Here is a 12,785-nt window from a genome sequence, read left to right as displayed (position 1 = left end):
CATTATAACATGAATAGCAGGAAATAGAAAAGAGTTGATAGGAAAAAGGTCGAGACAAGCTATCTCAACCTTTTATCAAATCTAATTCTTTCTCAATCTCTCCAATGATTCCTTAAAAATCTCTGGGATATCTGCTGTAAATTCCAAAGTCTTACCTGTTCTCGGATGAGTAAAACCTAGAGTCTTGGCATGAAGAAATTGTCCATGTCCCTTAAGTGTCTTACGCGGACCATAGACTTCATCACCAGCGACTGGATGGCCAATATAAGCCATGTGGACACGGATTTGATGGGTACGCCCTGTCTCCAGTTGTAACTCCACTAAGCTATAATCTCCAAAGCGTTCCAAAACGTGGAAACGGGTCACTGCAGGCTTTCCTTTAGCAGTCACAGCCTGTTTCTTACGATCTTTTTCACTTCGGCCAATCGGTGCTTCAATCACACCACGATCATTTGGAAGATTTCCATGAACAATCGCCCAATATTTGCGGAGAGACTTTTTATCCTTGAGTTCTTGGGCAAGTGCTAGATGCGCCTCATCGTTTTTAGCAATCATGAGAAGACCTGACGTATCCTTATCAATTCGGTGAACAATTCCTGGACGCAGAACTCCATTGATACCCGACAAGTCCTTAATATGATACATGAGAGCATTTACTAGGGTTCCACTGGTATGACCAGCACTCGGATGCACAACCATTCCCTGAGGTTTGTTTACGACGGCCACATCCTCATCTTGGTAGATGATTTCTAGCGGAAGATTCTCAGCTACATACTCTAAAACCTCTGGTTCTGGCACATGGTAAGTGACGACATCGCCCTCTTGAACTGTGTATTTAGCTTTCTTGACTTGGCCATTGACCAAGACCTGGCCTGATTTGATTTGTTCATTCGCGAGACTACGTGATAATTCTGTCAAATCTGACAAAGCCTTATCCAAACGCAGGCCACCAGTTTCAATTTTAATTTCCATTTATTTCCTCTTTTAGCATTGCAATCAATAAAATAATCACTCCAACAGTCAGATAGCTATCTGCCACATTGAAAATTGCAAAATTGATAAAATCCACATGAAACATATCCACAACAAAGCCCTGACTCACCCTGTCAATAAAGTTTCCAAGACCACCTGCAATAATCAAAGTCAAACCCAAGACCATCCAGAGTGAGTCCTCCATGTGTTTATGTAGATACCAGATGGCACCTACCACGACAACCAGAGTAATGACAGCAAATAACAACTGCTGATCTTGTAAGATAGAAAAGGCTGCCCCTCGATTTTGCAGGTAGGTCAAGCTAACGAAATTGGGAATCCAAGAACGCACTTCACCCAGTGGAATCTGCTGGACGATATAGGATTTGACCAACTGATCCAGCGCAATCAAAAGCAGTACAATGACTGCCACTATTCCTCTTTTTTTCATGATTTCCTCTTCTGATCAAAATATTCTTGCATGACTTCTACGAAAAGAGTTCCAGCCTGACTAAGCTCCACTTCCTCACGTTTAACATAGACCATGCGATTATCCAAATTATCCTTGAGACGAATGACTGTAATTCCATTAACACTATCACTATCTAAAAATCCAGATCCAGTCGCATAGGCATCCGTCCGCTCCAAAATACCATTCAAAGTAGCACGGTCTGTCACGTTGAACATCTGCGAGCTCGCACTGGTATCAACAAAGTTCTCTGAATAATAAAGATACTCGTCTTTCTCTTGGGTAAAACGAACCGTTGGTAGATCCGCTAAATCCTCCATGACCAATTCCTCTTTCTGCGCTAAAGGATGCCCCTCACGGAGATAAATGTGAGTATGGAAGGGAATCAATTCAATGACCTCCAAACCCAGCTTTTCAACCCGTTGCAGAATTCCCTTTTTGTTTTGATTGTTGAGGTAGATAATCCCAATCTCACTATGCCCTTGAGCTACTTCATCTAAGATTTGAACAGTAGTTGATTCAAAAATACGGAAGTTCTTATAATCAGGATAACGCTCTGAAAAGGCCGTAATCGTCGGTGGCAAGAAGTCATAGTGCTGACTAGCAATAGAAAATTCATCTTTCTCTTCTTCAGGATTGGCATACTGGTTTTGAAAAATATCAAATCCTTTAACCAATTCTTGCGCTTTTTCATAGAATTCCATACCACGACGAGTCAAGAAAGTCCCTGAGCTGGTCCGACGGAAAATCTTAAAGCCCAACTCTTTTTCCAAATCACGAACAGAAATAGACAGACTCGGTTGACTAACATACATCTTTTCAGCAGCTTCACGGAAAGTACCGCTATTGGCAATAGCCACAACATAGCGTAATTGTTGAATGTTCATCTTCTACCCCCAACTTCTTTATCTTTTCATTATACCATATTTTAGAAGTTTTCCATCGAAGAAAAATAATGTCACTCATAAAATTCATCTACACTAAGAACGAAAAAATCATGGGTATCAAAATAAAAAATAGGCTCTCCGAAAACTCGGAAAGCCTTATTTAATGCCACTTCTAGCTTCCTCGCCTTTATATTTCAAGGCTCGGGATAAAAAGGTTCACTGGACCTTTTTATTTAGCGATTGGGTAAACAGAAACTTGTTTTTTATCGCGTCCTTTACGTTCAAAGCGTACTACGCCTTCAACTTTAGCGAACAAAGTATCATCTCCACCACGTCCAACGTTTACACCTGGGTAGATGTGTGTACCACGTTGACGGTAAAGGATTGATCCACCTGTTACAGTTTGTCCGTCAGCTGCTTTAGCTCCAAGACGTTTTGCTTGTGAATCACGTCCGTTTGATGTAGAACCTCCACCTTTTTTGTGGGCGAAAAGTTGCAAGTTGTTAAGAGTCATTTTTAACATAATGTTTTCCTCCGTGTTAGTTTTCTGTGATAACTCTGGTTTGGACGAACTCTGAAGAGTTCTCCGATAAGTTTGCCATACCCAAGAAAAATGATTCAAAGAATAACTGGGTCATTTCTCTCTGGTGTGAAGGAAGATCTTTTGGAATTTCAACCATCAGATAGCCACCTTCATCTTCGTTTAATTCTAGGATTGGTTCATAGCCTGCAAATTTTTCAATAGAATTGATAAAGTTAATGGCAAGCGTAGAAACCGATGCACACACGACATCAAAGCCGTATTCGCCACTCTCGGCGTGTCCAGTAATTTCCGCACTCCTCAGCTCGCCATCTTCGGCTCTCTCAAAGACTGCTTGTATCATGTGTTCTCCTTAAAATTAAGCGTTAATTGCGTTGATGACAACTTTTGTATATGGTTGACGGTGACCTTGTTTACGGTGGCTACCTTTTTTAGGTTTGTACTTGTAAGTAACAACTTTCTTTTGTTTTCCTTGTTTTTCAACAGTTCCAACTACAGTAGCTCCAGCAACAAGTGGAGTTCCGACAACAGTGTTTTCACCACCAACAAGAACAACTTCGTTAAAAGTAACTTCTTGACCAGCTTCAACGTTCAATTTTTCAACGTAAACTGCTTGACCAACTTCAACTTTAACTTGTTTTCCGCCAGTTTTGATAATTGCGTATGTGCTCATTATGCACCTCCTATGATTTTTATGGGTTTCCCCGAATTTTTTGTGAAGACTCGCCTAGCATCGTGGGACGAACCACTTAAACTTGAATAATCAAGCAACGATGTTCGTGCGGTTGCACAGGAACGTGCATAGTCAACTCTTCAAGTATAGCATATCTTCTATTTTCTTACAAGTAATAACACCTAAAATGAAGCTTTTTCTTTTACTTTTTTCCGCCACTTGGCAAAAAGCATGCTGAGGTAAAAAATACTCATCATAATAGGAACACCGAGAATGGTCTTTTCATGATAGAAAATCGTCAAATAGGCTGAAAAGACAACGCCAAGGACAAAACTACTAAGCAGGCTAACAAATATGAATCCTTCACGCAAAAAAGGTGTGTGCTTGGTTCGGAAATAATCTCCAAAAGCCAGCATGGTCCGTTTGATATTCCCTGTCATAAAAGCGTTATTATAGGCAATACCCGAAACCTCACCAAAAGCAGTTGTCACCAAGCCCATACAAAAGGCCAAGGGCGGTACTAGATAGATATTATCTACAGTCTGCGGCACAAAACCAATAATGATTGATAAGATTGCTAAAGGAAGCAATGACAAAATTGGCTTTTTCACAATTCTCAATTTTTCCTTATAAACAGTTAATAAAAAGACCCCCATCATAAAAGCTAGTAAGGTCATTACTTTCGCACTGGCATCTGACACATTGTGTTGAATCAGACCTACTGAAAGAAAGACGACATTCCCAGTTTGTCCAGCCACAAGAGTGTTCCCTCGCACAATAAACGTATAGGCATCTACATAACCTGCACAAAAAGTCAAAAAAAGCGCTAGCCTCTTAGACTGACGTGATATTTTTCTTATAGGTAATAACCTCATTTTCCCTCCCATTTCATTTACTCATCTTATTATTGTACCACTTTCTTTGGAAAAGACCTAGTAGCTTATTTGAAAATTTTTACCCTCTGTTGGATAGTCTCGTCTATCTATGTTATAATGAAAGAAGGATTTGAAATCGGAAAAGGAGTAACTATGCTTAAATTAGGTGTCATCGGAACAGGGGCTATCAGCCACCACTTCATAGAAGCAGCCCACGCTAGTGGAAAATACCAGCTGGTCGCAGTCTATTCTAGGAAACTTGAAACCGCAGCAACCTTTGCTTCTCACTATGAGAATATCCAACTCTTTGATCAAGTAGAGGACTTCTTCAAGGGCTCCTTTGATGTGGTCTATATTGCTAGCCCAAACTCCTTGCATTTTGCTCAGGCAAAAGCTGCACTGTATGCAGGTAAACATGTCATTCTTGAAAAGCCAGCTGTCACTCAGCCACAAGAATGGCTGGATTTGGTTCAAACAGCTAAGAAAAATAATTGTTTTATCTTTGAAGCAGCTCGTAATTACCACGAGGAAGCTTTTACTACTATCAAAAACTTTTTAGCGGACAAGCAAATTTTGGGAGCAGATTTCAACTATGCCAAGTATTCTTCCAAAATGCCTAACTTGTTGGCTGGGGAGACACCAAATGTCTTCTCAGACCGTTTTGCCGGTGGAGCTCTTATGGATTTGGGGATTTATCCTCTCTACGCTGCCGTTCGTCTTTTTGGAAAAGCTCAGGACGCGACCTATCAAGCTCAACAGCTTGACAATAGCATGGACCTAAATGGAGACGGAATCCTCTTTTACACCGACTATCAAGTTCATATCAAGGCTGGGAAAAACATCACTTCCAATCTTCCTTGCGAGATTTATACGACAGATGGTACCTTGACGCTCAACACAATTGAGCATGTTCGCTCAGCTATTTTTACCGACCACCAAGGAAATCAAGTCCAGCTCCCTATCCAACAAGCTCCCCATACGATGACTGAGGAAGTCGATGCATTTGCACACATGATCCAGCAACCAGATCTGAATCTCTACCAAACTTGGCTGGAAGATGCAAGTTCTGTTCATGAACTACTATTTACCATGCGCCAGACTGCTGGCATTAGATTTGAGGCAGAAAAATGAAAAACAAACTACCGACTGAATGGCAAGAACTGAGTGACCAACTCGGTTTCCAAGAATTCACCCCCATTCAAACTCAACTATTTGAGCCCCTTCTTGCTGGAGAAAACCTCCTAGGAGTGAGCCCAACAGGAACTGGTAAGACCCTAGCTTACCTTCTACCAAGTCTTCTCAGACTACAAAAGAAAAAAGCCCAACAACTCTTGATTCTAGCACCAAATACAGAACTTGCTGGACAAATTTTTGATGTATGTAAAACGTGGTCAGAAGCTATCGGCTTGACAGCCCAACTCTTCTTATCAGGTTCGAGTCAGAAACGCCAGATTGAACGCCTAAAAAAAGGACCAGAAATTCTGATTGGAACCCCTGGCCGTATCTTTGAACTAATTAAATTGAAAAAAATCAAGATGATGAATGTGGAAACCATCATCCTGGATGAATTCGACCAATTACTAGATGATTCTCAGATTCACTTTGTTGAGAAAATCACTCACTACGCACCTCGTGACCATCAACTCATCTACATGAGTGCTACGACCAAGTTTGACCAAGAAAAGATTGTGCCGAATACACGCACTATTAATCTCTCTGATCAAAAACTGGACAATATCCAGCATTTCTACATGCAGGTAGACCAACGTCACCGTGTTGATATGCTACGAAAACTGGCTCATGTAGAGGATTTCCGAGGTCTTGTCTTCTTTAACAGCCTATCAGACCTTGGAAGTGCAGAAGAAAAACTACAGTATCGAGATATCTTAGCTGTTTCCCTCGCTAGTGATGTCAATGTCAAATTTAGAAAAGTCATCTTAGAAAAGTTTAAAGACAAGCAACTAACCCTGCTTCTTGCAACTGACCTTCTGGCTCGTGGAATTGATATCGATAGCCTCGAATGTGTTGTAAACTTTGATGTCCCGAGAGATATCGAAACCTACACACACCGTGCTGGCCGTACTGGCCGTATGGGCAAGGAAGGTTATGTTATCACTCTCGTCACTCATCCAGAAGAGCTTAAAAAACTCAAGAAATTCGCAAGTGTCCGTGAAATTATCCTAAAAAATCAAGAACTCTATATCAAATAAAGCCCAATTGCTCTATGCACATCTAGTGTATAGAGCTTTTTTATAAGCAATTCAATTTTATACTCTTCAAACCGCGTCAGCTTCGCCTTGCCGTATGTATGGTTACTGACTTCGTCAGTCTTATCTACAACCTCAAAAACATGTTTTGAGCTGACTTCGTCAGTTCTATCTGCAACCTCAAAACAGTGTTTTGAGCAGCCTGCAGCTAGCTTCCTAGTTTGCTCTTTGATTTTCATTGAGTATTAGTTCAATATTCGAAAAAAAGAACCTTGCAAAGCAAGATTCTTTTAGTGTCTGACTTAAATAATTGTTCTTCTGGGAACTAAATCGAATTAAGCTTCGATTTCTGTAACCATACCTGAACCAACAGTACGTCCACCCTCACGGATAGAGAATGTAGTACCTTGTTCTACGGCGATTGGGTGGATCAACTCAACGTCGATTGTCACGTTATCACCAGGCATTACCATTTCAGTACCTGCTGGAAGTTCGATTGAACCTGTAACGTCAGTAGTACGGAAGTAGAATTGTGGACGGTAGTTGTTGAAGAATGGAGTGTGACGTCCACCTTCTTCTTTAGTAAGGATGTAAACTTCACCTTTGAATTTAGTGTGTGGGTTGATTGAACCTGGTTTAGCGATAACTTGTCCACGTTCGATTTCATCACGTTGAACACCACGAAGAAGGACACCTACGTTATCTCCGGCAAGACCTTCGTCAAGTTGTTTACGGAACATTTCAACACCAGTAACAACTGCTTTTTGAGTTTCTTCTTTGATACCAACGATTTCGATTTCGTCGTTGACTTTAACGATACCACGGTCGATACGTCCTGAAGCAACTGTACCACGTCCAGTGATTGAGAATACGTCTTCGACTGGAAGAAGCAATGGTTTGTCAGTGTCACGTTCTGGTTCTGGGATGTACTCATCAACCGTGTTCATCAATTCCATAACGATGTCTTCGTATTTAGTGTCACCTTCAAGAGCTTTAAGAGCTGAACCTTGGATAACTGGAAGATCGTCACCTGGGAAGTCGTATTCTGACAATAGGTCACGGATTTCCATTTCAACCAATTCAAGCAATTCTTCGTCGTCAACCAAGTCAACTTTGTTCATGAAGACGATAAGGTGTTTAACACCAACCTGACGTGAAAGAAGGATGTGCTCACGAGTTTGTGGCATTGGTCCGTCAGTTGAAGCTACTACAAGGATAGCACCGTCCATTTGAGCGGCACCAGTGATCATGTTTTTAACGTAGTCCGCGTGTCCTGGAGCGTCGATGTGAGCGTAGTGACGTTTTTCAGTTTCGTACTCAACGTGCGCAGTGTTGATAGTGATACCGCGTTCGCGTTCTTCTGGAGCAGCATCGATAGACGCATAGTCTTTAGGTTGGTTAACAGCTGAAGGCAAGCGACGTGCCAAAACAGTTGTGATAGCTGCAGTTAGGGTAGTTTTACCGTGGTCAACGTGTCCGATAGTACCAATGTTAACGTGTGGTTTACTACGATCGTATTTTTCTTTTGCCATTTGAGTAAAAGCCTCCAATAAAATATATTTTATAGATAGACAGTAGGCAATACAGTCTAACTTTCCTTACTATTTTATCAAATTTCAGCTAAATTGCAAGTGTTTTACAAAGTTTTTGTGAATTATTCTTAATCGGCTAATCTAAATAGCACTTCTACTTCTATAATTTACCTAAAGAAAAAGAAAAATCAGGAATTTCCTGACTTTTACTTAGCTAATTCTCTTTCTCGTTCTTTCATTGTTTTATGATTTTCATACAAACGTGATAAGAACTTAGAAATTTCTTTTAAGATAGAATAGGTTGGTACTGCGACAATCATACCAATGACCCCATATATATTGCTTGATAACAAAAGTAATACTAAAATCGTAATTGGATGAACCTTCATCACACCACCAACGATTCGAGGGTAGAGGATATTTCCATCCACTTGTTGAATGATTAGCATGTAAACAACTGCAATTAGCATTCTATGAGGATCCGTAAAGACATTGGCAATAATCATCGGAATCAAGCCAATACTTGGTCCCACATAAGGAATGAGATTGGCCAATCCTGAAAAGATGGCAAAGACCAAAGCGTATTTCAAACCAATCACGCTATATCCGATAAAAGCCAAACAACCGATAATAATGGCATCAATTGCGACTCCACTAATATAGCGAGCAATTGTCGCATTCAAATTCTTTAAAAGACCTGCAATATGCAACTTATCTCTCTTTAAAACAGTACGTTCAAGCATCGGTAAAAATTTGTTACCATCTAACAAAAAATAAACCAAAAACACAGGGGTCATGATAATAATCAAAACGGTACTAAAGAGAGCTGATAGGACACTTCCGACACTATTGGTAACGCTATTTAGGATATTTTGTAAAATATCTACATAGGATAAATTTAACTGTTGAATAGTCGCTTGAATATCCAAATTTTGAAAGGCTGGATAAGTGGATAAATCGATAATCAAATCTTGCAGACGACTGTAGATAGTCTGGCTAGTCGCAATCAAGCTGGTCAACTGATTAACCAAAATCGGTAAGAGATAGACTACCCCAATGACAAGCCCCCAAACCAAAGCACACAAGGTTAATAGAATACCAATGATACGATTAATTTTGAAATACTTTTGTAAAAAATTTACAATAGGATTGGTCAAATAATATAAAAACCCACCCAATAAAAATGGAATCATGATGGTGTTTGCGACGCTTACAAAAGGCGTGATAATAGCCCCCATCTCTCTCCATAAATAAAAAATGATTGTTAATAATAAAATCTCACTAGTCCAAAAAAATAATTTATTCTTACGAAACATGAGCTACCTCCATTCATCTATTTTACCATACTTTCAAAAAAGCTTCTTTCTTCTATCATGAAACTGGGAATATTTTTTTCTTTATGTTAGAATAAACTTACTATGAAAAAAATCATTTTAACTCTCTTAAGTCTATCCGTAATTGGGTCAGCATCTACTGTTGCTGCCCAGGATTTTAATATTGCTGCTAAACATGCGATTGCTGTTGAGGCCAATACTGGTAAAATTCTATATGAAAAAGATGCAACGCAACCTGTCGAAATTGCTTCTATAACAAAACTACTTACCGTTTACCTGGTCTATGAAGCACTCGAAAATGGAAGTATCACACTATCCACCCCAGTAGATATTTCTGATTATCCTTATCAATTGACGACAAATTCTGAAGCCAGTAATGTTCCTATGGAGGCCCGTAATTATACTGTCGAAGAGTTACTTGAAGCAACTCTAGTATCTAGTGCTAACAGCGCCGCTATTGCCCTAGCTGAGAAAATTGCTGGCTCTGAAAAAAACTTCGTTGATATGATGCGGACCAAACTCCTGGAATGGGGAATAAAAGATGCCACGGTTGTCAATACAACTGGTCTGAACAACGAAACTCTCGGAGATAACATTTACCCTGGGGCTAATAAAGATGATGAAAATAAGCTCAGTGCTTATGATGTCGCTATCGTTGCTCGCAACCTCATCAAAAAATACCCACAAGTCTTGGAAATCACGAAAAAACCTTCTTCTACTTTTGCTGGAATGACAATCACTTCTACCAACTACATGTTAGAAGGCATGCCTGCTTATCGAGGTGGTTTTGATGGCCTTAAAACAGGAACAACAGACAAAGCTGGAGAATCTTTTGTTGGTACTACTGTCGAAAAAGGCATGAGGGTTATCACAGTTGTTTTAAATGCAGATCATCAAGACAATAATCCCTACGCTCGCTTTACAGCTACATCTTCCCTAATGGATTATATTTCTTCTACATTCACACTTCGTAAAATCGTGCAAAAAGGCGATGCCTATCAAGATAGCAAAGTCCCCGTACAAGATGGAAAAGAAGATACGGTCACTGCAGTGGCCCCAGAGGATATCTATCTAATTGAACGTGTTGGGGATCAATCTTCCCAATCTATTCAATTCACACCTGATTCTAAAGCAATCCCAGCACCACTTGAAGCCGGAACAGTGGTTGGCCATTTGACTTACGAAGACAAGGATTTGATTGGTCAAGGTTACATTACCGCTGAACGTCCTAGTTTCGAAATGCTAGCAGAAAAAAAAGTTGAAAAAGCCTTCTTCTTAAAAGTTTGGTGGAATCAGTTTATTCGCTTCATCAACGAGAAATTATAAAACATACTGAGCAAAAGATTGCTCCAAAATAGAGACCGAGTAGCAAAAAAGCTTTAAAGTCAAAAACGCATAGTATCAGGTATTAAAACCTTGATATTATGCGTTTTATTGTGGTAATATTTACTTCGTTTTCTCCTAAAATTGAATTTTATCCCAGCCTATTTTGAGACATTTTTCATTACTTCTGGAAGATAATTACTGATTTCCGTTGGCAAGACCACATAATGTTCTTGAGCTAGTTCTTGAGCAATAGCTGAATGGAGATGGGTCGCTACTGTCACACGTTCGTAGAGACTGGCCTGTCGAAATTGGCCTGCAAATCCTGCAATCATTCCAGCCAGAGTATCTCCCATTCCCCCAGTCGCCTGATAGGGACCGCCAACCTGTAACTGGTAATAATCAGATTGGCCAGCTTGCCAAATACGAGTAGCTGGACCTTTCTCTACCAAAATTGTTCCTTGAGGGAAGGAAGTCAGGGCACTAGCTGTTGTAGCTTCATTTTGCTTTTCAATAGCAATACCAGACAACTTTTCCCATTCTTTTTGGTGGGGAGTTAGGATAAGCTGGTTAGATGGAAATGACAATCTTATTCTAGCAAGAATAGTCAAAGCACCTCCGTCTACAATCAAAATCTGATTCTGTCTTAAGCTAGTATAGACCTCTTTGACTAAATCTTCTCCAAAAGCATCGTCTCCTAAACCAGGCCCTAGCAAGATAACTTCTGCCTTCTCCAATTGCTCTTTTAACAAGTGCTGGTCTTGAAGAGAAAAGGCCATAGCCTCGGGTAAATAGCTGTGCAGAGCTGGAATATTTTCCCTGTCCGTTCCAACTGTCACCAATCCTGCACCGCTTTTTACAGCTGCTAAAGTAGCCATGATGATGGCACCACCATAAGGATAAGTTCCACCTAACAGAAGCAAGCGACCATAGTCTCCTTTATGACTGGTACGAGAACGTTCAATAATGACTTTTTTTAGTAAGTTTTTATCAATCACTTTCATCCTTTTTCCTCAACTATCCTTTACCTGATTGTTTTAAGACAATCCGATACACTTTTTTAGTCCACTCTTCCAAACCTTCTCCATCATGGTCAAGATAATACACCCTATCTAGTAATCGACTTGGAATAATATTTTCAAATTGGCTCTTATTATGAGTTGGAATAATGCAAATATACAACTCACTAAATAAATTCAACATATCCTTAATTTTTGCAACATGATAGCCATCAAACATATAACCTGGTGCTTGAATTAATTCTTCATACAGAAAATGAAAACTAACGCCAGGAATGAACTTTTCTTGCAATTCCTCCTCAGACGGTGCCCGTCCTAACAAACGCTCCATCGCTAATCGATAACCAGAACTTGTATTTGACCACCCTAACATGACATAGTCAAAATAATCTATCGGATCCGATGCAGCATTTCGACTATCCAAAACCAACTCCTCAGCATCTCGCCCAAAGGCTTTCACAGCAGATAAGATCTGACCTATTTTAAAGATAGAAATCGCTGCACCTATAGTCGTAGTATGACTACAGTAGTCTGAAGTCACTAAGCTTTTATGTAGATCATAAGTCGAGGCTACTCTTTTATCTGTAGGCGTAAATGGTGGCAGAAAGGGATGCTGATAGATGTAATCTAAAATCTCTTTTTTTAAACAAGAATCAGCACACTCAATACTTGTTTGACGTTTATGAAGTTTTTCGTAAGCTATAAATTTAGCAATTTTTTCTAATTCCCACTCTTGAATATTTGGATAATCAATTAGTGCTAAGTAGTATATCCCATCCCATTGTAAACTATATTCTCCATTATAAATTTTTAAAATCATCTAATCACCTCACTCCATTATACAACAAAAAGGAGGCGCAGACCTCCTTTTGTAATCTTATATCTAAAATTTAATACTCATTTCTGCCATTTTAGATATAGCTATAGAAAATAGACTTTCTTCAGCGAATTTG

15 protein-coding genes, 1 pseudogene and 1 other annotated feature are annotated in these 12,785 nt (G+C 39.7%); of the genes and pseudogenes, 4 read left to right on the top strand and 12 right to left on the bottom strand.

Annotated elements, in window-relative coordinates:
• Nucleotides 1-81: 81 nt before the first annotated feature.
• Genes O3636_RS00300 through O3636_RS00290 form a run of 3 tightly spaced genes read right to left on the bottom strand, consistent with a single transcriptional unit; the run spans nucleotide 82 to nucleotide 2,328 of the window.
• On the bottom strand, nucleotides 82-972 hold the full coding sequence (locus tag O3636_RS00300; RefSeq protein WP_371472297.1) for an RluA family pseudouridine synthase: 891 nt from the start codon (nucleotides 970-972) through the stop codon (nucleotides 82-84).
• Complete coding sequence (lspA, locus tag O3636_RS00295; RefSeq protein WP_371641342.1) at nucleotides 962-1,423, bottom strand: signal peptidase II; 462 nt, start codon at nucleotides 1,421-1,423, stop codon at nucleotides 962-964. The genes O3636_RS00300 and lspA overlap by 11 nt, the downstream gene beginning before the upstream one ends.
• Nucleotides 1,420-2,328 carry a LysR family transcriptional regulator gene (locus tag O3636_RS00290; protein WP_261012532.1) on the bottom strand — a complete coding sequence of 303 codons (909 nt, stop codon included), beginning with the start codon at nucleotides 2,326-2,328 and terminating at the stop codon, nucleotides 1,420-1,422. The genes lspA and O3636_RS00290 overlap by 4 nt, the downstream gene beginning before the upstream one ends.
• Here O3636_RS00290 and O3636_RS00285 point away from each other — a divergent pair.
• Nucleotides 2,321-2,392, top strand: a pseudogene (locus O3636_RS00285) (AraC family transcriptional regulator); the annotation flags it as partial. The gene O3636_RS00290 and the pseudogene O3636_RS00285 overlap by 8 nt on opposite strands.
• A gap of 165 nt (nucleotides 2,393-2,557) precedes the next feature.
• Here the strand turns inward: O3636_RS00285 and rpmA are convergent.
• The 4 genes from rpmA to O3636_RS00265 all read right to left on the bottom strand — a co-directional run bounded on the left by rpmA (nucleotide 2,558) and on the right by O3636_RS00265 (nucleotide 4,429).
• Nucleotides 2,558-2,851 (bottom strand): 50S ribosomal protein L27, encoded by a 294-nt coding sequence (rpmA, locus tag O3636_RS00280; RefSeq protein WP_000916509.1) that lies wholly within the window; start codon nucleotides 2,849-2,851, stop codon nucleotides 2,558-2,560.
• A 16-nt stretch (nucleotides 2,852-2,867) separates the two neighbouring features.
• Nucleotides 2,868-3,212 carry a ribosomal-processing cysteine protease Prp gene (locus tag O3636_RS00275; RefSeq protein WP_000613694.1) on the bottom strand — a complete coding sequence of 115 codons (345 nt, stop codon included), beginning with the start codon at nucleotides 3,210-3,212 and terminating at the stop codon, nucleotides 2,868-2,870.
• Between the two features lie 15 nt (nucleotides 3,213-3,227).
• Entirely contained in the window at nucleotides 3,228-3,542 is a 315-nt protein-coding gene (gene rplU, locus O3636_RS00270) for a 50S ribosomal protein L21 (RefSeq protein WP_000109141.1), read from the bottom strand.
• Nucleotides 3,543-3,578: 36 nt separating this feature from the next.
• Nucleotides 3,579-3,666, bottom strand: a sequence feature (ribosomal protein L21 leader region).
• 58 nt (nucleotides 3,667-3,724) lie between these two features.
• The gene (locus O3636_RS00265; RefSeq protein WP_084928599.1) at nucleotides 3,725-4,429 is read right to left on the bottom strand and encodes a YoaK family protein; all 705 of its coding nucleotides are present in this window, start codon (nucleotides 4,427-4,429) and stop codon (nucleotides 3,725-3,727) included.
• Between the two features lie 141 nt (nucleotides 4,430-4,570).
• On the opposite strand from O3636_RS00265, the gene O3636_RS00260 reads away from it, so the two are divergent.
• A complete protein-coding gene (locus O3636_RS00260) occupies nucleotides 4,571-5,548 on the top strand; it encodes a Gfo/Idh/MocA family protein (RefSeq protein ID WP_371641341.1) in 978 nt (325 codons plus the stop codon).
• The gene (locus O3636_RS00255; RefSeq protein ID WP_371641340.1) at nucleotides 5,545-6,627 is read left to right on the top strand and encodes a DEAD/DEAH box helicase; all 1,083 of its coding nucleotides are present in this window, start codon (nucleotides 5,545-5,547) and stop codon (nucleotides 6,625-6,627) included. The genes O3636_RS00260 and O3636_RS00255 overlap by 4 nt, the downstream gene beginning before the upstream one ends.
• On the opposite strand, the gene O3636_RS00250 is transcribed toward O3636_RS00255, so the two are convergent.
• The 3 genes from O3636_RS00250 to O3636_RS00240 form a co-directional block, all read right to left on the bottom strand.
• Complete coding sequence (locus O3636_RS00250; RefSeq protein WP_257959917.1) at nucleotides 6,615-6,863, bottom strand: hypothetical protein; 249 nt, start codon at nucleotides 6,861-6,863, stop codon at nucleotides 6,615-6,617. The genes O3636_RS00255 and O3636_RS00250 overlap by 13 nt on opposite strands.
• Before the next feature lie 96 nt (nucleotides 6,864-6,959).
• Nucleotides 6,960-8,156, bottom strand: coding sequence for an elongation factor Tu (gene tuf / locus O3636_RS00245; protein WP_001040721.1), 1,197 nt, complete (start codon nucleotides 8,154-8,156; stop codon nucleotides 6,960-6,962).
• A gap of 206 nt (nucleotides 8,157-8,362) precedes the next feature.
• Entirely contained in the window at nucleotides 8,363-9,472 is a 1,110-nt protein-coding gene (locus O3636_RS00240; RefSeq protein WP_371641339.1) for an AI-2E family transporter, read from the bottom strand.
• Between the two features lie 102 nt (nucleotides 9,473-9,574).
• Between O3636_RS00240 and pbp3 the strand changes: the two genes are divergently transcribed.
• Nucleotides 9,575-10,816, top strand: coding sequence for a D-alanyl-D-alanine carboxypeptidase PBP3 (gene pbp3 / locus O3636_RS00235; RefSeq protein WP_371641338.1), 1,242 nt, complete (start codon nucleotides 9,575-9,577; stop codon nucleotides 10,814-10,816).
• A 158-nt stretch (nucleotides 10,817-10,974) separates the two neighbouring features.
• Here pbp3 and O3636_RS00230 read toward each other — a convergent pair whose 3' ends face one another.
• Both O3636_RS00230 and O3636_RS00225 read right to left on the bottom strand, forming a co-directional pair.
• Nucleotides 10,975-11,817 (bottom strand): NAD(P)H-hydrate dehydratase, encoded by an 843-nt coding sequence (locus O3636_RS00230; RefSeq protein WP_371641337.1) that lies wholly within the window; start codon nucleotides 11,815-11,817, stop codon nucleotides 10,975-10,977.
• 13 nt (nucleotides 11,818-11,830) lie between these two features.
• Nucleotides 11,831-12,652 carry a phosphate ABC transporter ATPase gene (locus O3636_RS00225; protein WP_371641336.1) on the bottom strand — a complete coding sequence of 274 codons (822 nt, stop codon included), beginning with the start codon at nucleotides 12,650-12,652 and terminating at the stop codon, nucleotides 11,831-11,833.
• Between the last annotated feature and the right edge of the window lie 133 nt (nucleotides 12,653-12,785).

Source organism: Streptococcus sp. 27098_8_76 (genome assembly GCF_041432315.1).
Classification (GTDB): domain Bacteria; phylum Bacillota; class Bacilli; order Lactobacillales; family Streptococcaceae; genus Streptococcus.
Note: the sequence above shows the minus strand (reverse complement) of the source record. Positions and strands in the feature narration are given on the sequence as shown.